This window comes from bacterium (assembly GCA_024742285.1).
Classification (GTDB): domain Bacteria; phylum Myxococcota_A; class UBA9160; order UBA9160; family UBA4427; genus UBA4427.
Genome location: JANSYR010000011.1, coordinates 73,473 through 98,758, shown reverse-complemented (window position 1 = coordinate 98,758; position 25,286 = coordinate 73,473). Strand labels below are relative to the sequence as shown.

Genomic DNA, 25,286 nt, shown 5'->3' with positions numbered 1-25,286 from the left:
CTCGGATCCGGGAGAATCGTCGCCCGAGTCGCACGACGGTTCGAGCATGAACCTCGGGATATCGACGCCTGGACGCGATCCGAGGTGAAGGAGCTCCTGAACGTCGCTCGGGAAGAGGAGCCACTGCTGCTGGCTCCCCTGACCTGCGCGATCCACACGGGCATGCGGCGCGGCGAGATCCTCGGCCTCCGCTGGGAGGACGTGGGGGCAGACAAAATTCGGGTGCGCCGCGCGCTGGTCCGTGGTCATGTCACGACACCCAAGAGCGGGCGCTCCCGCGAGGTACCGATCTCCGCCCCGCTACGACGCGTTCTCGGCGACCTCCGCGACGGCGCGAGCGATCCCTCGGGAGACGACTACGTCTTCCTCTCACCGCGGGGCCTGCGATGGGACGAGCGCAATTTCGCACGCGGGTTCGATCGGCTGCGCAAGTCCGCGAACGAGCAGCACGGCGTGCGAAAGCTCCACTTCCATTGCGCCCGGCACACCTTCGCGAGCTGGGCACTCGACGCGGGCCGCTCGATCAAGTGGGTTCAGACGGTCCTCGGACACGCCTCCGCGGAGATCACGCTGCGGACCTATTCGCACCTGATGACCGCGCCGGAGGATGAGCTCGATTTTCTTGCGGACGCCACGCCGGACCAAAGCCGGACCAAACCGGACCAGAGACCCCCAAAAGCAGCAAGCGCTCCCGCCGTAAATGGTCGGAAGCGCTTGCGATTTGATGGAGCACGAGACCAGATTCGAACTGGCGACCCTCACGTTGGCAACGTGATGCTCTACCAGCTGAGCTACTCGTGCGTAATCACTGAATCTGTCGGCCGTCGTGGCCCTCGCCCGGCGTGGAGCGTGGGAGGCGGTGGCTGGATCACCGCGACGGGCCGCATTTTATAAACGAATCGGGTTCGGGAGTCAACCCCCGGAAAGCCGCACGAAGCCTGCAATTTCAGGTACTTGCGGGCCTTTCCGACCGATTCGTGGGGCAGCGTCTAGAGCTTCTTGATCTTCTCCCGATCCCGGGCGACGTCCTTGGTCGCGTTCCGGGTGTCGAAGACGCGGGGGCCGACCTTCACCACCCGGTCGTAGTCGACGTTCGGGTGGTCGGTGAGGACGACGACCAGGTCGCTCGTCTTGATCTCCTCGTCGGTAAGGTCGACCGATTTGAAGGACTCGCCGTCGATCGTGCATTCCGGGACGAAGGGGTCGTGGTAGCGGATGTCGCCGCCGCGGGCGCGGAGGCCCGCGATCACGTCGAGGGCCGGGGACTCGCGCATGTCGTCGACGCTCGACTTGTAGGCGACGCCCAGGATCAGGATTCGCGCGCCGTTCACGGCGAGGCGGTCTTCGTTGAGCATCTCGGCGACGCGGTCGACGACGTGGTCGGGCATGCCGGAGTTCACTTCCGTGGCGAGCTCGATGAAGCGGGCGGGGAAGTTCAGGCTCTTCATCTTCCACGAGAGGTAGGCCGGATCGACCGGGATGCAGTGGCCTCCGAGGCCGGGGCCCGGGGTGAACTTCATGAAGCCGTAGGGCTTGGTCGCCGCGGCGTCGATCACTTCCCAGACGTCGAGGCCCAGCTTCTCGCACATCAGCGCGACCTCGTTGGCGAGGCCGATGTTGATCGCGCGGAAGGTGTTCTCGAGGAGCTTCACCATCTCGGCGGATTGCGTCGAGGACACGGGGACGGTCGTGTCGAAGACGGTGTCGAAGACCGCGCAGGCGAGATCGGTGCACAACGCGGTCTCGCCGCCGACGACCTTCGGCACGTTCTTCACCTTGAACTTCGTGTTCGCCGGGTCGATCCGCTCGGGGGCGAAGGCGATCGAGAAGTCCTTGCCGATCTCGAGGCCCGAATCGAGGAGCATCGGGATCACGAACTCGTGGGTCGTGCCGGGATAGGTCGTCGAGCCGAGGATGATCAGCTGGCCCTCGTGGAGGTGCTTGCGGATCTCCTCCACCGCGGAGGCAATGTAGGAGACGTCGGGGTCGCGGGTCTTGTTGAGGGGCGTCGGGACGCAGATGTTGATCACGTCGACGTCGGCGAGCTTCGTGAAGTCGGCGGTCGCTTCGAAGCGGCCGCCGTCGATCTGGGCCTGGAGGTCCTCGGACGGGACGTCTCCGATATAGGAGCGCCCCTCGCCGAGGGTGCGCACCTTGGACGCATCGACGTCGAAGCCGATCACGCGGAAGCCGGCTTCGCCGAGTTCGACGGCGAGCGGGAGGCCGACGTAACCGAGACCGATCACGCCGATCCGCGCCTCGCGGGCCTCGATCTTCGCGCGGAGATCCTGGAGCTTGCTCATCTGGGGGAGTCCTTTTCGAGGCGGGGCCTCGGAGGGGATCTGCGAATGTCGGAGGATGTCGGATGCAGAACGACCCGACGCCCCCTCGGCCGGAGGTCTACGCCGGGTACGTCACCGCCCGGGAGGATCGGTTGCCTGCGATCTGCGGGCCACCCTCCCGAGGGATGCACCCGCGTGAACGAGCGTCCAAAACGACGCAACGTCGCTCAGGCGTCTCGGTTCCACCCGAAATAGTCGGAGAAGTACAGCCAACCCGACCACAACGTGAGTGCCGTCGCGGCGGCCAGAAGTGTCATTCCGACCGTGTGAGCGGGCAGACCGATCGTCTCGTAGTGGAAGAGCAGCGCGCCGATGGCGCTGCTCTGGACGACGGTCTTGAGCTTGCCGGGCCAGGCGGCCGCCACGACGTGCCCCGCGCTGCCCGCCATCCCTCGCAGACCCGTCACGGCCAGCTCGCGACCGACGATCACGACGACCATCGCGGCTCCCCAGAGGGGAATCCGTCCGACGGCGAGCAGCATGATCAGCGCGGTCGAGACGATCAGCTTGTCCGCGAGCGGGTCGAGCAGCTTGCCGATCCGCGTCACGTCCTTGCCGCCGTTGCGGCGAGCCAGGTAGCCGTCGAGCCAGTCGGTCAGCGCGGCCATGATGAAGGCCCAGGCCATGAAGGTCGAGGCGGGCTCGGACAGGGCCATCGGCAGGAAGAGCAGAACCGGGACCACGCCGATCCGCAGCATCGTCACCGTGTTCGGCAGGTTCCAGAAGCGCTCGACGGGCATTCCCGACGCGTCGAGCTGCGGCGCGTCCGCGGCCCCGTTCCCGGAATCGGCCGCGCCCTCGCCCTGCTCGTGTTCAGGGGACCCGGACGACGCCGAGGAGTCGAGGCCGCTTTCCTGCGTGCTCATGCCGTCCCCCCTCGCCCGCACACCCCGATCGGGAAACTGGATCACGACCGGCCCGGAGGGCGCGCCCGAATCCGTCTCGTGTCCGGTGGAATCGTACATCGCGCTAGCGCCCCCCCAGCGGCACGCGACCCGTTCGTCCGGCGGTCGAGCGCGGCGCCGCCAGCGCGGCTCCGGCGCGCGGCGTTGCCGCCAGGCGCGTGGATCGCTCGAACTCGGACCAGTAGCCGCGATAGTACTCCAGGACCCGCTTCACGTAAGCCTGGGTTTCCCGGTAGGGCGGAATGCCGCCGTAGCGATCGACGGTCCCGGGGCCGGCGTTGTAGGCCGCCAGCGCCCGTTTCACGTCGCCGTACTTGTCGAGCATGGCGCGCAGGTAGCGGACGCCGCCGTCGATGTTCTCGACCACGCCGAAGGGGCGCTCGACGCCGAGCTCCGCCGCGGTCGCCGGCATCAGCTGCATCATTCCCTGCGCCCCCGCATGGGACTCCGCGCCGGGCTGGAAATTCGACTCCGCCGCGATCACGGCCTTGACCAGCGCCGGATGGACGCCGTAGCGCCGCCCCTTCTGCTCGATCAGCTGGTCGTAGTCGCGCTCGGTCGGGACGATGGCGCGAGGACGGGGGGTGATCACGATCCCGTCCTGGTGGACCGGTCGCATCCGCTCGTAGCGGGCGTCCCGGGGCGAGTCGCTGAAGTGGACCGCGCCGCCGGCGTCGATGTATCTGTAGATGCCGCCCGCGACCGCCGGCCCGGCGAACGCCGCCATCACGACGCCCACGAAGAGCGCACACGCGCTTCGTGTCCTGCGGCGGCGATGTCGGGGATCCCGGATCATGCGGAGACTCCTTCGGCCGGACGCGCCGGCCCGACAGCCCCCAAGGGGTGGCCCGAACCCTTGCGCGCTCCGCGATGGATCGCGCCGCAAGGGCCCGATAGAATTCCGTATTTTCCGCTATCGGAACCTTCGGGGCGGGACCTGAGCCCGCCCCCGATCGCCCGTCTTCGACCGACCCCGCCGGGCCCCGCCCGACCTGAGAGCCCGGACGACTCCATGACCCCCGCTTCCCGAGAGGGCCGGAAGGCCGAGAGCGACGACGCCCCGCGCACCTTCGACTTCCTGGTGATCGGATCGGGGCTCGCCGGGATGCACTACGCGCTCCGGGTCGCCGAGGTGGGCGACGTCGCCATCATCACGAAGCGCCAGGCCACGGACTCGGCGACGGACTGGGCCCAGGGCGGGATCGCCGCCGTCCAGGCGCCCGAGGATTCTTTCGACGCCCACGTCGAGGACACGATGAACGCCGGGGCGGGCCTCTGCCACGAGGACACGGTCCGCTTCGTCGTCGAGCGCGGCCCCGACGCGATCGCCTCGCTCCGCAAGAACGGCGTCGAGTTCGATCCGCCCCGGGAGCCCGCCGGCCCCGGCGGACCGGAGTTCGACCTGACCCGCGAAGGCGGACACACCCAGCGCCGCATCCTCCACAACAAGGACGCGACCGGCCGCGAGATCGAGCGTTCGCTCCTCGCTCGCGTCCGCGCCCACCCGCGGATCGCGCTCTTCGAGGACCACTGCGCGATCGACCTGATCACCGCCACCAAGGCGGGCCACAACGGCGCGAACCGCGCCCTCGGCGCCTACGTCCTCGAGGCCTCCACCGGCGAGGTCCACGCCTACACCGCGCCGATCACGCTGCTCGCCACCGGCGGCGCGGGCAAGGTCTACCTCTACACGAGCAACCCCGACGTCGCGAGCGGCGACGGCATGGCCATGGCGTATCGCGCGGGCGCGACCCTCGCGAACATGGAGTTCATGCAGTTCCACCCGACCTGCCTCTACAACCCGCAGGCCAAGTCCTTCCTGATCACGGAGGCCGTGCGCGGCGAAGGCGGGATCCTGTGCCGCCGCGACGGCGAGCCCTTCATGAAGGACTACCACGAGATGCGGGACCTGGCGCCGCGCGACGTGGTGGCCCGCGCGATCGATACCGAGCTCAAGCGAAGCGGCGACGACTACGTCGTCCTCGACATCACGCCCGACACCTCCGGCAAGGATCCGAGCTTCGTCCGCGGGCGATTCCCGATGATCTTCGAGCGCTGCCTCAAGTACGGCATCGACATCACCCGCGAGCCGATCCCGGTCGTCCCCGCCGCGCACTACTGCTGTGGCGGCGTCCGCACGAACGACCAGGCCGAGAGCGACCTCCCCAACCTCTTCGCCGCCGGCGAGGTCTCTTCGACGGGCCTCCACGGCGCGAACCGGCTGGCGTCCAACTCGCTGCTCGAAGCGATCGTCTACGCCGACGCCGCCGCGGAAGAGTCGATCCGCCGCCGGCCGGACACCCCGCCCGTCGGCGAGGTCCCGGCCTGGACCCACGGCGAAGCGACGCCGATCCACGAGGCGGTCGTCATCACCCAGAACTGGGACGAGATTCGCCGCTTCATGTGGAACTACGTCGGCATCGTCCGCAGCGACCGCCGCCTCTCCCGTGCCCAGCACCGGATCGACATGCTCCGCGAAGAGATCAACGAGTACTACTGGAACTTCCGCGTGACCCCGGAGCTGATCGAGCTCCGCAACCTCGCCACCGTCGCCGAGCTGGTCATCCAGAGCGCCGCCTTCCGCAAGGAGAGCCGTGGCCTCCACTACAACCTCGACCACCCGGACCGCGACGACGAGCGCTTCGGGCGGGATACGCTGATCCAGCGTGGAGATACCCCCTGGATCAGCCCGACCTGACGGCGTCCGGCAGGAAGCCTCCGCGCCCCGGCGTCGACCTGCCCCGCCTCGCGCGCCGAGTCCGACGCGTGCGCGCCGTCGCGGCCGGCCTGCTCTCGCTCCTCGTCCTGTCGGCGGCGCCGGCGTCGGCGCTCGTCTTCGCGAGTCCGGACACGGAGCCGGCGACCGAAACGCCCCCGGACTTCCCCTACTGGGAACACGTCACCCAGCGCCGCTACGACGGGCCGACGGTGATCTATCTCGGCGAGGGGCACGCGCTGACGGCTCGCCACGTCGGCATGGGCGAGATCTTCCTCGATGGCGAGATCTTCGAGCCGGAGCGCGGGACGAATCGGACGATCCTCAACACGAACGGGACCGCCGCGGACGCGATGGTCTTCGAGCTCGAGGACGGTTCACCGCTGCCCGACTGGCCGCTGGTCCCGATCGCCACGGAGCCACCGCGGGACGGCGAGGACGTGCTGCTGATCGGCTTCGGGCGCGGCCGAGCCCGCGTCGACGAGTTCGACGACGAACACGGCTCCCGGTTCAGCTTCCGATGGACCGCCAAGGGCGAGAAGCGCTGGGCGACGAACCGGATCACCAGCACCTTCGAGGTCCTCGCCCAGGGCAACCTGACGAGCCGCGCGTTCTCGATGCGCTTCGACGAGCCCTACTCGCAATACTCGACGCGCTACGAGGCCCAGGCGGCGATCGGCGACTCGGGCGGGGGCGTCTTCGTCCTGCGCGACGGCGAGTGGCAGCTGCTCGGACTGATGGTCTCGGTCTCGGGCGTGCGGAACGCACCCAAGAGCGGCGCCGTCTACGGCGATCGAACCTACGTGGTCGACCTTTCCCACTACCGCCCGGAGATCATGCGCTGGACGCGCGCCTCCTGCTCGAACGAGGTGGACGACGACGGCGACGACCGGATCGACTTCCCCGATGACCCGGGCTGCGATGGACCCGACGACCGGAACGAGCGGGACGGCACGCGCTTCGGAGATCGGTCCATGTGGATCGCGGGCGGTGCCTCGCTGGGCATCCTGGGCGTCGTCCTCTTCGCGGTGACCCGCATGCGCCGAAGCGGTGGTCCCAATTCGCGGTGAGCCGGATGCGCCGAAGCGGTGGTCCCAATTCGCGGTGAGCTGGATGCGCCGAAGCGGTGGTCCCGTCTCGGCGTGAACGTCGGCCGCTAGCGCGGGACGAGCACGCCCATCTCGACGAGCCCCATCACCGACGCCCGGATCGCCTCCGGTGCCTCGGGGATCACGTCGCAGAACTGGGAGACGCTCATTCCGGCGCGCGCGAGCTCGAGGATCGCGTCCTCGGTCTTGTCGAGAGCGGCACGCGAGAGCTCTTCCTGCTCGAAATCGATCTCGAACTTCGTAGCGTCCTCGACCGGGATCGTCGCGATCGGCCCTTCGCCGCCGAGCCCGAAGGCCGCATCGAGATCGGCCTCCGACGTCTCCTGGTCTGCCTCGTCGAGCGTACACACGGCATCGAGGACCGCCGCGTGGAGCGGCGTCGCCTCGGCCCGCGCCTCGAGCCCCTCGTCGACCGTCGCCTCGAACTGAAAATCGCCCTCGCCCCAGGCGAGCATCGCGACGAGCGCGTCCTTGCCCGAAAGCGCGCCGAGCTCGGCCGTGAGCAGCTGATTCTCGGCGAAGGCGATCCAGCCCTGCTCCCCTTCGTACTCGACGACGAGGGTGCCCTTCGGTGCGGACGAGCCGAACATCTGGAGCATGTTCGCGAGACCGAGGTCCCGGAGCGAGCCGCTGATGCCACCGAGACGACTGCGATGGCCCGCTTCCCGGAGCGCCTCGAGGACGCCGTTGATCATCGGATCGGCGACCTGATTCCGGTCGAAGGCCACCGCGACGGCGGCGATCCGACCCTTCTTGTTCGGCACCTGGCGCACGACCTTGCCGTCGATCTCGATCGAAGGCGTTCCGCTCGGATGCCAGAGACAGACGCGGACGATCTCGCCGACCGGAAGCGCGTCGCCCTTCATCGAGAGCAGGATGCCCGTCGCCGAGAGGTCCCGTGACGTCGCCTCGAAGGGCGGCCGACTCATCGGCATGACCCGGACCGGAACGCGGACCGCGCCACGCTTCGCGCCGCGTCGCCCCGCGCCTTCGTTGTCGATGTCGGGGGACGCCGCCTTCGCCGCCTCCTGGCCGAGCAGCGGCTCGAAGCGCTCGCGCAGGTCGGTCGCGCTCGCGTCGAACTGGACGGCCACGCCGGGCTTCGCGCCGCTCGCCGCCATCTCGACGGGCACGACGTGCACCACCTCCCCTTCGAGGGTGAGCGCCGGCGCCGACTCCGAGCGCGCGTCCGCGCCGGGCAGGTAGTCGAGGACGATCTCCACCATGACCGCCTGGCGCACGTCGAACGCGACGTCGGTCTCCACGAAGACGCCTCGATTCGCGATGTTCTTCTCGAACTCGTCGCGCAGCGCCTCGGGAGACGCGAATCGGACTATGAGCGGTTCTTCGGTCACGGGGCCTCGCCTGAACCCGGAATACGCGCCGCGAACGCCGGACGCGCGCCGACGTCGATTCCCGGTTCCATCGGCTCCTATTCGGCGAACCCGTTTCATCGCCAAAGTGATTCGGAACCGGATTTCGCGATCGGTACCGAGAACACGGAAATGCCCCCGCAAGGGATGCGCATTCCGACCCTGGCGAAGCGGCAGCCGCGATTGCGGCGTGCGACGACGCCCCACGACGTGTCCGATTCGAGCGCTTGGGAGCGAAGGGGGCTGCCGCTAGAAGCTGCCGTCCTCTTCCTTGACCGCGCGGAAGAGCGTGAGCTGCGGGGCGACCGCCGAGGCATCGACCGGAACCGGATACTCGTCGGAGAAGCAGGCATCGCAGATGCCGCGCTTGAGCTCATTGGCGGCGGTCTGACGCAGGCCCTCGACCGAGAGGTAGCCGAGGGTGTCCGCGCCGATCTTCTGGCGGATCTCTTCGATCGAGAACTGGCAGGCGATCAGCTCTTCCCGGCTCGGCGTGTCGATCCCGTAGTGGCACGGGCCGATCGTCGGCGGCGACGAGATCCGGACGTGGATCTCCCGCGCCCCCGCCGAACGGAGCATGCCGACGATCTTGAGGAGCGTGGTTCCACGCACGATCGAATCGTCCACGAGGACGATCCGCTTGCCGTCGAGGAAGCCCTTGATCGGGTTGTGCTTCACGCGGACCTTGAAGTCGCGGATCGTCTGGGTCGGCTCGATGAAGCTCCGGCTCACGTAGTGGTTCCGGATCAGCGCGGTCTCGTACGGGATCCCCGCCTCCTCCGCGTAGCCGAGCGCCGCCGCGTTCCCCGAGTCGAGGACCGGTGCGACCATGTCCGCCGGAACGTCGTGCTCGCGGGCGAGCATGCGCCCGAGCTCCTTCCGGTAGGCGTAGACGTTGTTGCCGACCAGGTTCGAGTCGGGCCGCGCCACGTAGATCTGCTCGAAGATGCAGAAGTGCTCGGCGGCATCGCGCTGCAGCGGCCGGATCGAGCGCAAGCGCCCGCGCCGGATGACGACCACCTCGCCGGGCTCGACGTCGCGCTCGTGGGTGGCCCCGATCAGGTCGAGGGCGCAGGTCTCGCTCGAGATGATCCAGGCCCCGTCCTTGCGGCCGATCGAGAGGGGCCGGAACCCGTGCGGGTCCCGAGCGGCGATCAGGGCGTCGTCGGTCAGGAGCAGGATCGAGAACGCGCCCTTTACGCGGGAGATCGCGTCGATGAAGCGGTCTTCCATGTGGCCTTCACGGGAGCGGGCCAGCAGATGGAGGATCACCTCGCTGTCCGAGGTCGAGCCGAAGATCGCCCCCCGCCCCTCGAGCTCCCGACGGATCACGCCGGCGTTCACGAGGTTGCCGTTGTGCGCGATCGAAACCGGGCCGCCGTCGGTGTTCGCGCAGATGGGCTGCGCGTTCCGGAGCATCGAGCCGCCCGCGGTGGAGTAGCGGACGTGCCCGATCGCGTGGCGGCCCTTCAGCCGATCGAGGATCGGCGCGCCGAACGTGTCGGCGACCAGCCCCATGGCGCGGTGGGCCGTGTGCTCGCGGCCGTTCGAGGCGACGATGCCGCAGCTCTCCTGGCCCCGGTGCTGGAGCGCGTAGAGGCCGAGATAGGTCAGGTGCGACGCCTCGTCGCTCCCGTGGACGCCGAAGACGCCGCACTCGTCGTGGAAGTGATCCGCCCGATGGGCCTGCTCGAGGGCGCGCAGCTCGTCCCGGGTCAGCCGGTCGAAGGGCCGATCGCTCGGCGGCGTCAGACCAGAGTGCGGGGACGACGAGGGGTGCTTGGCATGCATCTCGAGCTGGGGGCTCCGGCAAGATGGCGAGACGACGAACGGATCCCGGGAGGATCCGGGCGCAGCGACCGACACCCAGCCCCCACGACGCGGCCAACTGTAGAGGCGGCCCCCGGTCGGGTCAAACAACCGGACCTCCCTGGGCCCGCAGCCGGGCACTCGATCGCGCCTCGGTTGCCGCCCCGGGATCGGTGGGGTTCCATGGCGCTGCCCGCCCCCGCCGCAGCCGCCGCGGGGCATCGCACGGAGGCCCCCATCGGTGGCGATCGACCGCAAGCAGCTCGAAGCCCTCTGCGACTCCACCCTCGACGAGACGACCTTCGACGGCCTCGGGGAACGGATCCAGGGCAAGGTCCGCGACAGCTACCTCGACCCCGAGCGCATGCCCGGCAAACGCACGATCGTCGTCTCGGATCGCGTCTCCTGCTTCGATCGCGTGGTCGGCACGATCCCGCTCAAGGGCCAGGTCCTCAACCAGATGGCCGCCTTCTGGTTCCGCGAGACCGGCAGCTGGCTGCGCCACCACCTGATCGAAGTGCCGGACCCGAGCGTCTCGATCGTGAAGGAGTGCCGGACGCTGCCCGTCGAGTTCGTCATGCGCGGCTACCTGACCGGCTCGACCAGCACCTCGATCTGGACCGCCTACGAGCGCGGCGAGCGCGAGTACTGCGGGCACGCCCTGCCCGACGGAATGCGACGCCACGAAAAGCTGGCAGAGCCGCTCCTCACGCCCACGACCAAGGCCGAGTTCGGTGACCACGACGAGCTGACCTCGCGGGCGACACTGATCGAGAGCGGCGCGATCTCCGAGGCCCTCTACGACGAGGCCCACGCGATCGCCCAGCGCCTCTTCGCCGAGGGCACCCGCTTCGCCGAGAAGCAGGGCCTGATCCTGGTCGACACCAAGTACGAGATGGGCCTCGACGAGGACGGAAACCTCGTCGTGATCGACGAGATCCACACTCCGGACTCGTCCCGATACTGGCGGATCGACGGCTACGAGGACGCCCTGTCCCGCGGCGAGTCGCCTTCGGCCATCGACAAGGAGTACGTGCGGCTCTGGCTCGGCGAGCAGGGCTACAAGGGCGAAGGGACCCCGCCCGAGCTCCCGGTCGAAGTCCGGGTCACCGCCGCCGAGCGCTACATCGCGGCCTTCGAGCAGGTGTCCGGGCAGCCCTTCGCGGCGGACCTCGAGGCGCCCGAGCCGCGGATCCGCCGCAACCTCGGACTCGACTGACGTCGGTCCGGCACAGCGCCGGATCTCAGCGCCGATCTAGGAAGACCCGCGCGGCCGAGCGAAGCAGACCGAGACGAGGGAACGAATCACCGCGAGGCCGGAGTCGAGGGTCAGCTCACTGATCCAGAGCCGGCGAATCACCTGGGCATCCCAGGAGTCCTTGTCCGGCATCGCGTCCCATTTCCTCCCGACCGCCTCCGCCCGCCCCGGGTGGACCCACAGCGCGTAGAAGAAGCGCTCGATCAGCAGGGTCCAGAGGGCGACGGCCGCGCAGAAGATCGCGACGAGGACGCTGCCGCCGACCTCGAGCAGGTGTTGGACTTCCTGGAACGCGCTCAGCATGCGCGCCTCGCCGGACGCTTCATCGGCATCTCGCTTTCCCCCTGCTTCGGGGAAAGAGCAAGATGCGGGCCCAACTGAGCCTGCGTCAGCGCGCCCCTGCGAACGCCTCCTGCGCGCCTGCGCCCACGACTTGCGGCATTCCGTCACGCCCCTGGGCGTGGCGTCACGCTGCCTGCGACCCCGTGGCCGGTCGCGGTCCGCGCTTCGACCGCCTTCGGGCGGCTCTCGGAATCGGGCCGGCGAGCTCGTAGCGTTCGAGGATGTGGTCGAGCGTCCGGCTGATCCTGGTCGCGACGCCGATCGCGTTCATGTGGGGCCAGGTCGATCGCTCACCCGACTTGATCAGCGAGATCATCTCGTCCTCCGTCAGCGCGCCCAGATAGCGGCGGGGGTCGACGAACGGCGCGCGGGCGATGATGTTGATGTCGCCCGAGTAGGTCTGACCGACGAGACCGTTGAGGCCCGCGACCATCGCGTTGAGGGTCGTCGCGCGCGGGAAGCGCGCCAGCTGATGGCGCTGGTAGTTCAGGAACTCTCGCGAGATCTCGAGCCCGAGGCGCGCGAGCCCCGACGCGAACTGGTTCATCTCGCTCACCCGCCGCACGAAGGGCAACACGACCGGGTTCACCAGGCTCACGATCGTGTGGTTCGTCCCGTAGAGCCGGGCGAGCCGCTTGGCCGGAAGGTCGTCGCTCATCGAACCGTCGACCCAACGCCGCGACGGCAGATAGGGCTGCGACTCGCCGTGGACGTTCTTCGCGTGCAGCGTGACCGGCGGGTAGACGCCGGGCACGGCGCAGGACGCCTGCACCGCGGAGCGGACGTAGACGTTCGGCGACGTGATCGCGTTCAGCAGGCGCGAGGTCTGATGGAGCTCCGACGGCGCGACCGAGATGCTGATCTGTCGCCCGGTCCGCTCGTAGGCCTCCTGAAAGGTCTCGTCCGGGATCATGCGCTCGATCATGGCGCGGATGCTGTCGACGCCGATCGTCCCGACGCGCCCCTCCGCGGTCTGCTCCATGATGTCCGTGTCTTCGTGGGCCTCCTCGGCGAGCCGGGCCGGGTCGAAGAACTCGCTGAGCTCGGCGTCGGTCTTCGTGCCGATGATGCCCGCGATGAGCGAGCCCGCGCTCGCGCCGGAGATCACGCGCGGCAGCATGCCCTGCTCGAAGAGCGCCTTGACGACGCCCACGTGGACGAATCCCATGGTGCCGCCGCCGGAGAGCATCAGCGCAGTGCGACCGAAGCAGTGGTTCGCGCGATAGAAGAAGTCGATCTTCTCCGCCTCGTCGACCTCGTCGGACTCGAGCTCCGCCAGGTACCGGAGGGCATCGACGATCTCGTCGACGTAGGCCTCGACGAGCTTCTTCGTCCCGGACTTCGCACGGCCGTGGAGCTTCGGGCTCCCCATGCCGCCCATGTTGCCGTGAATGCCCTCGTTGAGGGCGAAGAGGAGGCCGTGGTCGTCGCCCTGGATCCGCAGCTCGCGCAGTCGGTCGAGCCGCTCGCGAATCGCCTCGTAGTCGTAGAGGCGGGTGTGGTCACGCGATCGCCAGCGATCCATGCCGGTCGCCTCGTCGTGCTCACGGGCCAGGTCCGACCATTCCTCGAAGGTCTCGGCCGCCGCCATCTGGCGGTCGAGGGCGCGCGTCTGAATCCGACTCACTGATCACTCCCGTACGCAAGCCATCCCGAGCGGGATCGCGTAGCAAGGCTCTCTTTCCCCACGATAGCTCGACCGTGCCGCCTGCACGCGAACGCGTCGTCCATGGCACACCTCTTCGATCGGCGGATCGATCGATTCACTCGAGCGCCAGATGACGCGCGATCATGCCTGCACAGTCGTCGGCGTAGCGACGCAGCGCACGCGGCCCGCTCGCGCGTACGCTCGCCGCCTCGGCCAGGCTCGTGACCGTCAAGTAGACGAAACGGGCCTCGTGCCCGGGCTCCCGGCGCTTCGCGGGCCGCACCTCGTCGAGGAATCGCCGGACCAGGTCGACGCCTCGCTGCTCGACCTCCCGGTAGTGGGCGGCGTCGCGATCGAAGGCCGAGGCCAGCTCGAGCGCCGTTCGGAGGGGCGCCTCCGCCCGCTCGGTCTCGAAGAACACGCGAATCGCCCCGCGCAGGCGCCGAGCCGCCGACGGCCCTTCGCGGTCGAGCGCCGCGGAGACCGCGGCGAAGGTGGTCGCATTCTCGACGACGTGCAGGCGGAAGAGGATCGCGGCCTTGTTCGGGAAGTATTGATAGAGGGAGCCGATGCTGACGCCCGCGACCTCCGCCACGCGATTGGTGTTGAACGCGGCCGGGCCCTCTTCCACGAGGACACGCTCGGCGGCGATCAGGATCGCGCGTTCGGTCTCGCGTGCGCGTCGCTGGCGCGGGCGCTTGCGGGGCTTCACGTCCGGTCGTCGGGACATCTCGTCAGCATAGCGAGCTTTTGCTCGCATTCCTGATCCCGGCGAGCGCGATGTGAGCAGCACGAACGAGGGATTCCAGGGAGGTGGCGCATCGGGCCGTCTCGAGGGCTCTACTGCCCGAGACGCTCCGGCGCGAAAGCGAGTAGGGAAACGAGTGATTGCTCGTATCCTGATGACACGCCCCGACTCCGGAAAGGACCCGCCATGCTCCGTCTCACTGCCCTCCTCGCCACCGTCGCCACCAGCCTCGCTGCCCCGTACGCGGGCGCAGCCGACGCGCCGAAGCCGTTGCAGAGCGACGAATCCGCCTACTCGATCTTCATGCTCGTGCGCGCGACCCCGGCGTGGCTCGCACTCTCACCGAAGGAGCGCTTCGCGTTCCTCGAGGACGAGGTCCAGGGTCGCCTCGAGGACCATCCCGGCGTCGCCCTACGCTTCTGGGACGTCGAGCACCTGAGCGCCCGGGTGAGCGACGTGTTGCTCTTCGAGACGCAGGACCTGTCGCAGTACCGGTCCCTCATCGAGGGCATCCGGGAGACGCTCTTCTGGGATCACTACTTCGACGTGCTCGAGATCCTGCCCGGGATCGAGAACGGCTACGCGGAGCACTACGAGGTCGCGCCCTTCGGCGCGGACCGGCGCCCCTAGACGGGGAGCCTTCAGCGCGTACCCGTAGAGAGCCTTCAGCGCGCCTGCAGATAGATGTACCCGAGCATCATGTAGTACATGGTCGGGATGCCGAGCAGGTGCGCGTCGATCCGGTCGAGCACGCCGCCCATGCCCGGCAGGAGCGCACCGGTGTCCTTGACCTCGGCGTCGCGCTTCAGGAGCGACTCGACGAGGTCGCCGACGATGCCGACCACGCAGAGCGCGAAGCCGAAGAAGATCGCGATGCTCCACGGAAGCGCCGCCGACAGGTCGGGGAAGAAGGTGTCGAAGAACCACTTCGTCGCGAGTCCGCCGAGCACGCCGGCGATGACCCCGCCGAGGGCGCCCTCGACGCTCTTGTTGGGGGAGACTTCCGGCGCGAGCTTCCGCCGCCCCCAGGCGCGCCCGGCGAAATAGGCGCCGGCATCGCAGAGGACGACCGGCACGAGGGCGAAGAACATGAGGAAGATCCCGCTCTGCGGGGTCAGCCCCAGCGTCACGAGGAGCGCCGGATCCTGGTGCGCCGCCGCCGCGGCATCGAACTTGCGGAGCAGGACCGCGTGGGAGAGCAGCCAGGCGACGTAGAAGACGCCGAAGAAAGTGCCCGAGATGCTGGCCATCGCCTCATGGATCTCGTTCTTGCCGAGCTGTGCGACCATCAGCGACAGGAGCGTCGCGGTCATCGCGAGCATCGCCTGGTACTCGGTTCCGAAATACGCGAGCACCATCACGGCGAGACCGAAGGCCAGCCCCACGCTCCCGATCGGCTTCGCGCCCTTGTCGACGATCAGGCCGTAGAACTCGTGCTGGGCGAGGAGTCCGATCCCGATCACGATCGCGAGATAGATGAGACCGCCCTGCACGATCGCCCAGATCACGAAGGGGATGAGCACCGCGGCGGTCGCGAGACGGGTGAGCAGGTCTTTGCGGCGGGACGCCTTCTTCGCGGCGGCCTCGGCGGCGGCGCGCGCCGGGTCCGCGGTCGCGCTCGCGTCCGCGAGCGTGGGCCGCGGCTCCACGTCCTGCTGTGATGCGCCTTCGCTCACGTCCCCTGCTCCCCCCTCGACCCGCCGAATCGACGTCAGCGGCGGCCGGTGTGGCCCCAGCCACCCTCGCCGCGCTCCGTTTCCGGGAGCGCCTCCACCTCGACCCAGAGCGGCCGCGCCACGGCGGCGACGACGAGCTGAGCGATCCGGTCTCCGCGGCTGATCTCGAAATCCTCGGCGCCCCCGTTCATCAGGAGCACCTGGAGCTCGCCCCGATAGTCGGCATCGACCGTCCCCGGCGAGTTCGGGATGAGTATGCCATGCCGGAGCGCCAATCCGCTCCGGGGACGCACCTGGGCCTCGAAGCCGACGGGCAGCGCGATGCGCAGCCCCGTCGGAATCAACCGCCGTTCTCCTGGAGCCAGGGTCACCGGCTCGGTCACCGCGGCGCGCAGATCGACGCCCGCCGCGGCCTCGGACTCGGCCTGGGGCAGCGGAAGATCGGCGGCGTGGGCCTCGCGCAGGATCTCGACCCGCACGCGCTGGCCCGCGCAGAGGACATCGTCGGTGTCGGGCTCACCCATGCCCCGTTCGTAGCCTCTACCCGCCGATGGGTCTAGACCTCGAAGTCGCACACGTGGCCCCGAAACGAGACGCGGGGCCGGGCAGGGAGCCCGACCCCGCGTACGGAATCAGAAGGATCCGGAGGTGAGGAGAGCTCCTCGCCGTCCGGCCTGGAAGTCGGCTACTCGCCGTCTTCCTCCTTCGCCGCCTGGTCCGCCAGCGCTTCCTTGCGGGAGAGCCGGATGCGGCCGGAGGGATCGATGTCGATGCACTTCGCGAGCACCTCGTCGCCCTCTTCCAGGACGTCGGTGACCTTGTCCACGCGGCCCTCGGCGAGATGGCTGATGTGGATCAGGCCGTCCGTGCCGGGGAAGATCTCCGCGAAGGCACCGAAGTCGGCGATCCGCTTGACCTTCGCGAGGTAGATCCGACCGATCTCGGCCTCCTGCGTCAGCTCTTCGACCATCGACATCGCCTGCGCGACGCTGGCTCCGTCCGGTCCGAAGACCGAGACGCTGCCCGAGTCGTCGACGTCGATCTTCGCACCGGTGGTCTCCTGGATGGCGCGGATGACCTTGCCGCCAGGGCCGATGATGTCGCGGATGCGATCGGGCTTGACCTGCAGCGTCTCCATCCGCGGCGCGAACTCGTGGAGCTCTTCCCGGCTGTTCAGCCCGTTGAGCGAATCCGACGTGTCCTTGTCCATACAGTCCAGGATGTGGAGCCGGCCCTGCTTCGCCTGACCGAGCGCCTTCTCCATGATGTCCCAGTCGATCTCGGTGACCTTGATGTCCATCTGGAGCGCCGTGATGCCCTCGCGGGAGCCGGCGACCTTGAAGTCCATGTCTCCGAGATGGTCCTCGTCGCCGAGGATGTCCGAGAGGATCACCGTGCGCTTGCCGTCCGTGATGAGACCCATCGCGATGCCCGCGACCGGCGCCTTGAGCGGCACACCGGCATCGAGCAGCGAGAGCGTCGAGCCGCAGACCGCCGCCATCGACGACGAGCCGTTCGACTCGAGGGTCTCCGACACGACGCGAATCGTGTAGGGGAACTCCTCGTGATCGGGCAGGACCTGCGAGAGAGCACGCTCAGCGAGCGTTCCATGCCCGACCTCTCGTCTACCAGGTCCTCGGAGAGGCCTCGCCTCTCCGACAGAGAAAGGCGGGAAGTTGTAGTGGAGCATGAACTGCTTCTTCCAGCGTCCCCCCATCCCGTCGATCGTCTGCTCGTCGAAGCCCGAGCCCAGCGTCGCCGTCACGACCGCCTGGGTCTCACCGCGCGTGAAGAGCGCGACACCGTGCGGCCGCGGGTAGGGCCGGACCTCGACCGCGATCGGCCGGATCTCGTCGCTCGCGCGACCGTCGATCCGCTCGCCGGTGGCCATCACGCGCTCGCGCATGAGCTCGCCACCGAAGTCGTGGAGGATGTTCCCGACGTTGCCCTGGAGCTTCTTCAGCTCGCCCTGCCGCGCCTCGAAATCCGCCAGCGTCTTGGCCTCGAAGGGCTCGTTGCGGAACTCCTCGAGAATCTGGTCCTTGACCTCCTTCTCGGCGGCCTTGACCGCGTCGTTCCGCTTCTTCTTTTCCTTGATCTGGAAGGCCTCGGCGAGCTTGTCGCCGGCCATGTCCTCGATCCGCTTCTCGAGCGCGGACTTGTCCTCCGGCTCCGGCATCACGAGCTTCTCCTTGCCGACCTTGGCCTGGAGCTCGGAGATCGCGGCGATGATCGGCTGGATCTCGGCGTGGGCGTGCTTGAGCGCCGCGAGGACCTCGTCCTCGGGGAGCTGCTGGGCGCCGCCCTCGACCATCACGATCGACTTCTCGTTGCCCGCGACGATCAGCTCGAGATCGCTCTCTTCGAGGTCCTCGGGAACGGGGTTGATCGCCCAGTCGCCGTCGATCCGACCGATGCGCAGGGCGCCGATCGGACCGAGAAAGGGAATCTCCGAGATCGACAGCGCGGCGGAGGCGCCGACGAAGGCGCACATGTCGGCCGGGTACTCCGGGTCGTAGGAGAGGACCGTCGCCGTGACCTGCGTGTCGTCGTTGTAGCCGTCCGCGAAGAGCGGGCGGATCGAACGATCGATAAAGCGCGAGACGAGTACTTCTCTGTCTGCAAGTCGACCTTCACGCTTGAAGAAGCCACCGGGGATCTTGCCCGACGCGGCGAACTTCTCGACGAAGTCGACGGTCAGCGGGAAGAAATCGATTCCCGGTCGCGGGGAGGAATGGACGGCCGTCACGAGGACGACGGTGTCACCGAAGGTGACGGTGACCGAGCCGGCCGCCTGCTTGGCGATCTTGCCGGTCTCGATCTTCATCTCGCGGCCGCCGACATCGACGGACACGGACGTAGGTTCGAACCAATAAGGCATGTTCTTACTTACTCACTCGTGTGTGCACCGGCCTCGTCTCCCCTCTTCCTTCTCGAGTTGGAGATCGCATGCCCATGCGGTTGATGGCCCCGAATCGATTGCGTCCTCCCTGGACGCAACACGAGGCACGACGTATTCGAAAGCGCTTCCGGATTCCCGGAAGGGCCCCGAATACGGGATCACCCATGCGCGAATGGCTTGGGGGGCGTGCCGCAAAGCAGCACCGTTCGCGTATGACCGACTCCCGCATCACGGGGTGGGTCAAGCTGCAACCGCCGGGCGAGCTACAACGTCGCCGAGCGCCCGCAGGCGACAAAATTAGTCAGCGACGGAGACCGAGCTCCTGGATCAGGGCGCGGTAGCGATCCACGTCCTTGTTCCGGAGGTAGTCGAGCAGGCGGCGGCGCTGGCTCACGATCTTGAGCAGACCACGTCGGGAGTGATGATCCTTCGCGTTGGTCTTGAAGTGCTCCTGGAGACCCGTGATCCGCTCCGTGAGGAGGGAGATCTGAACCTCGGGAGAACCCGTGTCGCCTTCGCCGCGCGCATGCTTGGCGATGATTTCGGCCTTCTTCGCTGCAGAGATCAAGTCGATGACTCCTTGGCACTCGAGCGTGCGTAGTCGCTTCGAGTGGTCGATCATGCGGTGCGCGCTTCGACGCGCGCACGGAGATCGACGGGTTGCGCTTTCCGTGGTTTCGCAGACCGCCTGTCGGTCTGCCGGGAAGCCATTGTTTTCTCGTCGTTTTTCGGACGGCGGGAGTTTTGCCGATCCCCGCCGGGTTGGCAAGCGGGAACGGCCGCCAATCCCGATTTTCGGGAAGAATCAGGGCGTTTCGAGCGTGCCCCGCCGATCCCGCCAGGCCTGGCGGGCGGCCGAATCAGCGCGTCTGGGCTGGAATCGGGCCTGAAGCCCCTCGAGGCGCGGGCAGAATCGGGCGAGATCGATCTCCCCGGCAGCGAGGCGATCGCTGAACGACGCATGCCGAAAGCAGTCGACCCGCCCCTCCTCCATGATCGCGCGGGGCCCGTCTTCGTAGAGACAGATCGTGGCGAAGACCTCTTCGGCGATCCCCTCGCGCGCGGCGGAGGCGCTCGAGGTCACGAAGAATGCGACGTCCTCCGTCGTGTCGTCCTCCTCGGGCGGGTACTGGAGGGCGAGGTCGAGGAGGGGATCATCGATCTCGACCAGGGACGTGCTGCTCGAGTAGATCCACCGGATCCGATCGCCCGGCGCCCTGCCCGGGGTCGTCGCGCCGTGCCAGAGCTCGAGCGCGGTGACTACGCGGTAGCCCTGCCATCCGAGGAGCACGATCGCGACCGCCAGGGCGCCGCTCGCCGCGGCGCGACGCGACACGCGCGGTCCGCGCGTCCAGAGGAGAGCGAGTCCGAAATCCGTCGTGACGAAGAGCGCGAGCGCGTTCTTCTCGAACCGTCGAGGGAACGGCGCATCCAAGAACAGGAACCGGCCGAGCCGCTCGAGATCGAGCAGCATGGCGAACCCGAAGAGCGTCAGTCCGAGCAGCAACGGCCCGAGCCAGCGGGCGTCGCCCTCGGCCACGTCGGCTCGTCGCCCGAACGCGAAGACGATCGCCGTCGCCGCGGCGAAGGTCGGGACGTGCAGGACCCCGCCGGCCACCGGGATCGGGACCAGGTAGTCGAAGAACGCGCTCCCGCTCCCCCAGATCCCGGTCCAGCCCGCGAGCCCGGCGATCGCGGCCGGCGCCGGCCAGGCGATCGCCAGCCAGAGCACGCGAGACAAGACGCTGTTCGCGACCTTCGCCAATCGACACTCCGCCGGCGACGACCAGAACGCGGAGCACGCCTTTCGCGCCGGCCCCCGACGGATCGGCCGTCCGGGCGCGCGACCTTTGACCGGGCGAAGGGAGCGAGGCGCCCGGCCGCCGCGCCCTCAGCCTTCGAGGGGGAGCACGCGCAGGGGCCAGAGACGGTGGTCCGCCCGGATCTCCCCGACCGCGAGAAAATCGCCGCCCTCCCCGAGGACCGAGACCCGGGTCCCGGGCTTGCGGTTGTGGAGCTCGCCCGCCGGGATGTCGCCGCCGTTCACGAGACGGATCCGCTGGTCCCGGTTCAGCTCGAGGACCGGGAATCCCAGCGCTTCCTCGGGCGAGACGAGCAGCTCGTCGACCGTGCCCGCTTCGACGGCCGCCTCGATCCGCTCGAACGTCTTCGCCTCTTCGAGGACGAAGGGGCCGGAGCGGGTCCGGCGGAGACCGCCGAGGTGGGCTCCGCAGCCGAGCGCCTTCCCGAGATCCGCCGCGAGGACGCGTACGTAGGTCCCGGCCGAGCACAGCACCCGCACGTCGAGCTCCGGCGACTCGAAGCGCGTCATCTCGAGGGCGTCGATCGTGATCCACTTGGGATCGCGCTCCACCTCCTTGCCCTCCCGGGCGAGCTTGTGGAGCGGGACGCCGTCCTTCTTGACCGCGCTGTACATCGGCGGCACCTGCTGCACGTCGCCCTTGAACGCGGCGAGCGCCTTCTCGACGGTCTCACGGTCGGGAAGCTCCCCGTCGAAGCGCGCGGTGACCTCGCCTTCGTGATCGAGGGTGTCGGTCTCCGAGCCGAGGACGATCGTGCCGTCGTAGCCCTTCGCGCCGCCCTCGATGAAGGGAATCAGCTTCGTCGCGGCGCGGATCGCGAGGGGAAGGACTCCGGTCGCCTGCGGATCGAGGGTCCCGAGATGACCGACACGACGCGTGCCGAGCCATTTCCGTGCCGCGTCCACGACGTCGTGGGACGTCATTCCCGACGGCTTGTCGACGACCAGGAAGCCCGAGGGCCCCGGCGGCTCGGGACGGCGCTTGCGATTGTTTCGTCTTGCCATCGATTCGGATCAGTCTTCTTCGTCGACGCCGGGCGTGACGTCGAGCTCACGGATCAGCTCGAGGGTGTTGCTGCCTTCCGCGATGGAATCGTCGAGGACCCATCGCAGCTCCGGCGTATGGCGGAGCTTCACCCGCTTCGAGAGCGAGCGACGAACGAAGCCGGTCACGCTGCCCATCGCGTCCTGCAGCTCCGCCGCGCGAGCTTCGTCGGGATCCTCGCCGAGGGGGCTGTAGAAGATCGTCGCCGCACCGAGGTCGACGGCGAGCTTCACCCGCGTGATCGTGAGCAGGGGCAGCCGCGGATCACGGACCTCGTCGCGCAGAATCTGCGAGAGCTCTCCGCGGATCTGCTCCGCCACGCGCTGTACCCGGACCTTCTCCGCCACCGCGCTCAGTCCTCTCCCTCTTCGGTTCCGCCGCCCAGGTTCTCGTCCCAGGCCTGCGCTTCCTCGCTGCCGAAAGGCAGCGGCCCCTCTTCGTCGAGCGGCCTCCGCAGCGTGTCGACCTCGCAGGCGATCACCTGCGCGAGATGCAGGTCCTCGACGAACCCGACCGCCCGCTCGAGCGCCCGCCGGATTCCCACTTCGTCGCTCCCGGTCATCGAGACCCCGAGCGTCGCCCGCTGCCAGGTCCCCTGCCCGCCGACCTCGCCCACCGACACGTTGAACTCGTTCCGCAACCGCTGCGAGATCGACCGGACGACGCCCCGCTTCGCCTTCAGCGACTGCGCCTCCTCCACATGAATCTCGATGACGGCAACCCCTACGATCATGGCAGCACTCAGCCTCCCGGATCGAGCAGCGACCGTCTCAGCGGAGACGACCGCCTCGTCCGGCGAGGCATTTGCGGAACCGAATCTGTCAGCTGAATCGGCGGAGCCGAGCCCCGCGCGCAAAGCGCGCGGCAAGGTAGAAAGGAAACCCCGTCGGGCGCTCCGCGCCCGACGTTTCTCAGTTCAACGACGTCTCCGGGACGCTAGAGCGTCGCGGGCGTCTCCTCGAGTTCGAAGATCTCAATCACATCGCCGACCTTGACGTCGTTGTACTGAGAAACCCCGATACCGCACTCCATGCCGTTGATGACTTCCTTGACGTCGTCCTTGAAGCGGCGGAGCGACCCGACCGTCCCCTGGTAGACCTGGATGCCATCGCGCACGACCCGGCAGTGGGCGTGCCGAACGGCCTTGCCCTCGACGATACGGGAGCCCGCGATCGTCCCGACCTTCGGAATCGTGAAGGTCTCGAGGATCTCCGCGCGACCGAGCATCTTCTCGGTCACGACGTTCGGCAGGAGTCCGGCCATCGCCGCCTTCACGTCGTCGAGCATCTCCATGATGATCGAGTACGTGCGGATCTCGATCCCCTCGGAGTCGGCGAGGCGCCGAGCCGCCGGATCGGGGCGCACGTTGTAGCCGAGGATGATCGTCTCACTCGCCGAGGCGAGGTTGACGTCGTTCTCGGTGATCGCGCCCACGCTCGAGGAGAGGACCCGAAGCGTGACCTCGTCGGTCGAGAGCTTCTCGAGGGAATCCTTCGCCGCTTCACAGGTGCCCTGCACGTCCGCCTTCAGGACGACGGTGAGTTCCTTGGCGCCCTCTCCTTCGGACTGAGCGTAGAACTCGTCGAGGGTCATCCTCGGCTTCGGCGCCGCGACCTGGCCACGGGCCTGATCCTCGCGATGGTCGACGATCTGCTTGGCGACGCGGTCGTTCTCGACCACGTGGAAGGCCGCGCCGGCCGCCGGCACGCCCCCGAGCCCCGTGATCTGGACCGGCGTCGACGGGTCCGCCGTCTTGACGTTCTTCCCCTCGTCGTTCTGCATCTGTCGAACGCGGCCCCACTCCGTCCCGACGACGATCGTGTCTCCCTTCTTCAGGGTGCCGTCCTGGACGATCAGGGTCGCGACCGCGCCTCGGCCCTTGTCGAGGCGCGCCTCGAGAACCGAACCGCTCGCGCGTCGCTCCGGATCCGCCTTCAGCTCGAGCACCTCTGCCTGGAGGGCGAGCATCTCGAGCAGCTCGGGCAGACCGTCGCCGGTCTTCGCGGAAACGTTCACGCAGGCCACGTCACCACCGAACTCCTCGGGCACGAGGTTGTGCTCCGTGAGTCGCTGACGCGCCTTCTCGGGATCGGCGTCCGGCAGATCGCATTTGTTGACCGCGACCACGATCGGGCAACCCGCCGCCTGGGCGTGCTCGATCGCCTCGACGGTCTGGGGCATCGGCCCTTCCGTCGCTGCGATCACGAGGACCACGAGATCCGTCACCGCCGCACCCCGGGCGCGCATCGCGGTGAACGCGGCGTGGCCGGGGGTGTCGATGAAGGTGAGGCGCTGGCCGCCGGTCTCGACCTGATAGGCCCCCACGTGCTGGGTGATGCCGCCGGCCTCGTCCTCGGTGACCTTGGTCTGTCGGATGGCGTCGAGCAGCGACGTCTTGCCGTGGTCGACGTGGCCCATGACGGTGATGACCGGCGGGCGCGTGACCTCGTTGCCCGTCTCCTCGACGGCTTCGCCTTCGGGCACCTGGGGCGTATCGAGGAATTCCTCTTCCTTGAAGCCCACGTCCTGGGCTTCGAAGCCCATCTCGACGGCGATCTTCTCGACGGTCTCGAAGTCGATCCGCTGATTGACCGAGACCATGATGCCGAGGGCCATGAGCTTGCCCTGGATGGCCGGCGCCTTGAGCCCGGCCTGCTTGGCCAGCTCGCCGACGCTGATGTCGCCCGCCACCTTCACCAGGCGGGCCTGGCTTGCCGCCGCCGCGGGAGACGGCTTCGGCGAAAGCTTGTCGCGACGTCGGGCCCGAGGGTTGATCATCGGGCGCTGCGCCGGCGCGGGCGCGCGACGCTGCTGGGGCCCGCGGCTCGTGATCTGGCGCGCGAACTGCTCCTGCTCCTGCAGGTTCACCACCTCGCGCACGCGCTTGCGCTGCTTGCCCTTCTTGTCGGCCGGACCGCCGCTGTCGCTCGGGGCCGGACCGGGCTTCGCCTCGCGGGCGGGGCCCGAAGGTGCCGTCGGTCCAGCCGGCGGGGCTGCGGCCGCATCGGCCTCCGCCGCCACGGGCTCCGGCGTCGCCGCGGGCTCCTGGACCTCGGTCGGCTCGATTGCTTCGGTGGGTTCTTCGGCCTCGGCGGCGATCGGCTCGGGAACCGCCTCGACGGACTCCTCGAGGACGGGCTCGGGAACCGGCTCCGGCTCGACGACTTCGGGCTCCGGTTCCGGTTCCGGCGCCTTCTTGCGGCGGCGACGGACGACGGTGGTCCCCGCCTTCCCCTCGAGTCGGCGCTCGTCGACGTTCTTCTTCGACTTCGCGCCGCCGCCGAGCTGCTGCGTGAGAAGCTCGACCTGCTCCTCGTCGAGGGAGGCCATCGCGTTCTTGAGTTCGACGCCGTGAGTGCCGGCCTGTTCGACGAACTCGTTGCGCTCGATGCCGAGTTCTTCGGCGAGCTTGTATGCCCTGATCTTTGCCATCTGTTCCTGCTGATTCCCCGGGGCCGCCTGCTGGCGCATCCCCCTTCGACTCCGTCCGCCGTCCTGTCCGCTGGAAAAGAGTCGGTCGTCGATTGTCTATCCGGTCATCGGACCGTTCCCGTGGTCTTCTGCGCACGATCTCGTGTCATCGGATCGTCG

At 68.4% G+C, this 25,286-nt stretch carries 21 protein-coding genes and 1 tRNA gene; 4 read left to right on the top strand and 18 right to left on the bottom strand.

Annotated features, from left to right (window positions below; all coding sequences use genetic code 11):
- Window positions 1-725: 725 nt before the first annotated feature.
- From NXI30_19275 to NXI30_19260, 4 genes are all read right to left on the bottom strand, one after another.
- Window positions 726-801, bottom strand: a tRNA-Gly gene (locus NXI30_19275).
- A 188-nt stretch (window positions 802-989) separates the two neighbouring features.
- Entirely contained in the window at window positions 990-2,303 is a 1,314-nt protein-coding gene (locus NXI30_19270; GenBank protein ID MCR9096372.1) for a nucleotide sugar dehydrogenase, read from the bottom strand.
- Between the two features lie 206 nt (window positions 2,304-2,509).
- On the bottom strand, window positions 2,510-3,208 hold the full coding sequence (gene pgsA / locus NXI30_19265; GenBank protein MCR9096371.1) for a CDP-diacylglycerol--glycerol-3-phosphate 3-phosphatidyltransferase: 699 nt from the start codon (window positions 3,206-3,208) through the stop codon (window positions 2,510-2,512).
- A gap of 103 nt (window positions 3,209-3,311) precedes the next feature.
- Window positions 3,312-4,043: a lytic transglycosylase domain-containing protein gene (locus NXI30_19260; protein MCR9096370.1), complete on the bottom strand. Its 732-nt coding sequence runs from the start codon at window positions 4,041-4,043 to the stop codon at window positions 3,312-3,314.
- Between the two features lie 216 nt (window positions 4,044-4,259).
- Here NXI30_19260 and nadB point away from each other — a divergent pair, with 216 nt between their 5' ends.
- Together nadB and NXI30_19250 are read left to right on the top strand one after the other, a co-directional pair.
- Complete coding sequence (gene nadB / locus NXI30_19255) at window positions 4,260-5,945, top strand: L-aspartate oxidase (GenBank protein ID MCR9096369.1); 1,686 nt, start codon at window positions 4,260-4,262, stop codon at window positions 5,943-5,945.
- A 68-nt stretch (window positions 5,946-6,013) separates the two neighbouring features.
- Window positions 6,014-7,033 (top strand): serine protease, encoded by a 1,020-nt coding sequence (locus NXI30_19250; GenBank protein ID MCR9096368.1) that lies wholly within the window; start codon window positions 6,014-6,016, stop codon window positions 7,031-7,033.
- 86 nt (window positions 7,034-7,119) lie between these two features.
- Here the strand turns inward: NXI30_19250 and NXI30_19245 are convergent, their stop codons facing one another.
- Window positions 7,120-8,427 (bottom strand): PilZ domain-containing protein, encoded by a 1,308-nt coding sequence (locus NXI30_19245; protein ID MCR9096367.1) that lies wholly within the window; start codon window positions 8,425-8,427, stop codon window positions 7,120-7,122.
- Between the two features lie 267 nt (window positions 8,428-8,694).
- Window positions 8,695-10,236, bottom strand: a complete 1,542-nt coding sequence (gene purF, locus NXI30_19240) for an amidophosphoribosyltransferase (GenBank protein ID MCR9096366.1) — start codon at window positions 10,234-10,236, stop codon at window positions 8,695-8,697.
- Between the two features lie 259 nt (window positions 10,237-10,495).
- On the opposite strand from purF, the gene NXI30_19235 reads away from it, so the two are divergent.
- Window positions 10,496-11,473 (top strand): phosphoribosylaminoimidazolesuccinocarboxamide synthase, encoded by a 978-nt coding sequence (locus NXI30_19235; protein MCR9096365.1) that lies wholly within the window; start codon window positions 10,496-10,498, stop codon window positions 11,471-11,473.
- A gap of 36 nt (window positions 11,474-11,509) precedes the next feature.
- Here NXI30_19235 and NXI30_19230 read toward each other — a convergent pair whose 3' ends face one another.
- The 3 genes from NXI30_19230 to NXI30_19220 all read right to left on the bottom strand — a co-directional run bounded on the left by NXI30_19230 (window position 11,510) and on the right by NXI30_19220 (window position 14,232).
- Window positions 11,510-11,815: a hypothetical protein gene (locus tag NXI30_19230; protein ID MCR9096364.1), complete on the bottom strand. Its 306-nt coding sequence runs from the start codon at window positions 11,813-11,815 to the stop codon at window positions 11,510-11,512.
- Between the two features lie 163 nt (window positions 11,816-11,978).
- A complete protein-coding gene (locus NXI30_19225) occupies window positions 11,979-13,481 on the bottom strand; it encodes a DUF3336 domain-containing protein (protein ID MCR9096363.1) in 1,503 nt (500 codons plus the stop codon).
- A gap of 136 nt (window positions 13,482-13,617) precedes the next feature.
- On the bottom strand, window positions 13,618-14,232 hold the full coding sequence (locus NXI30_19220; GenBank protein ID MCR9096362.1) for a TetR/AcrR family transcriptional regulator: 615 nt from the start codon (window positions 14,230-14,232) through the stop codon (window positions 13,618-13,620).
- Between the two features lie 204 nt (window positions 14,233-14,436).
- Between NXI30_19220 and NXI30_19215 the strand changes: the two genes are divergently transcribed.
- Entirely contained in the window at window positions 14,437-14,880 is a 444-nt protein-coding gene (locus tag NXI30_19215) for a darcynin (GenBank protein MCR9096361.1), read from the top strand.
- A 35-nt stretch (window positions 14,881-14,915) separates the two neighbouring features.
- Here the strand turns inward: NXI30_19215 and NXI30_19210 are convergent, their stop codons facing one another.
- The 9 genes from NXI30_19210 to infB form a co-directional block, all read right to left on the bottom strand.
- Entirely contained in the window at window positions 14,916-15,926 is a 1,011-nt protein-coding gene (locus NXI30_19210; protein MCR9096360.1) for a phosphatidate cytidylyltransferase, read from the bottom strand.
- Window positions 15,927-15,961: 35 nt separating this feature from the next.
- A complete protein-coding gene (gene dut, locus NXI30_19205; GenBank protein ID MCR9096359.1) occupies window positions 15,962-16,450 on the bottom strand; it encodes a dUTP diphosphatase in 489 nt (162 codons plus the stop codon).
- Between the two features lie 161 nt (window positions 16,451-16,611).
- Complete coding sequence (gene pnp / locus NXI30_19200) at window positions 16,612-18,807, bottom strand: polyribonucleotide nucleotidyltransferase (protein ID MCR9096358.1); 2,196 nt, start codon at window positions 18,805-18,807, stop codon at window positions 16,612-16,614.
- Window positions 18,808-19,129: 322 nt separating this feature from the next.
- Entirely contained in the window at window positions 19,130-19,450 is a 321-nt protein-coding gene (gene rpsO / locus NXI30_19195; GenBank protein MCR9096357.1) for a 30S ribosomal protein S15, read from the bottom strand.
- 183 nt (window positions 19,451-19,633) lie between these two features.
- Window positions 19,634-20,593: a hypothetical protein gene (locus NXI30_19190; GenBank protein ID MCR9096356.1), complete on the bottom strand. Its 960-nt coding sequence runs from the start codon at window positions 20,591-20,593 to the stop codon at window positions 19,634-19,636.
- Between the two features lie 126 nt (window positions 20,594-20,719).
- Window positions 20,720-21,655, bottom strand: a complete 936-nt coding sequence (truB, locus tag NXI30_19185; GenBank protein MCR9096355.1) for a tRNA pseudouridine(55) synthase TruB — start codon at window positions 21,653-21,655, stop codon at window positions 20,720-20,722.
- A gap of 9 nt (window positions 21,656-21,664) precedes the next feature.
- Window positions 21,665-22,042, bottom strand: a complete 378-nt coding sequence (rbfA, locus tag NXI30_19180; protein MCR9096354.1) for a 30S ribosome-binding factor RbfA — start codon at window positions 22,040-22,042, stop codon at window positions 21,665-21,667.
- Window positions 22,043-22,047: 5 nt separating this feature from the next.
- A complete protein-coding gene (locus tag NXI30_19175; protein ID MCR9096353.1) occupies window positions 22,048-22,428 on the bottom strand; it encodes a DUF503 domain-containing protein in 381 nt (126 codons plus the stop codon).
- Window positions 22,429-22,631: 203 nt separating this feature from the next.
- Window positions 22,632-25,127 carry a translation initiation factor IF-2 gene (gene infB, locus NXI30_19170; GenBank protein MCR9096352.1) on the bottom strand — a complete coding sequence of 832 codons (2,496 nt, stop codon included), beginning with the start codon at window positions 25,125-25,127 and terminating at the stop codon, window positions 22,632-22,634.
- Between the last annotated feature and the right edge of the window lie 159 nt (window positions 25,128-25,286).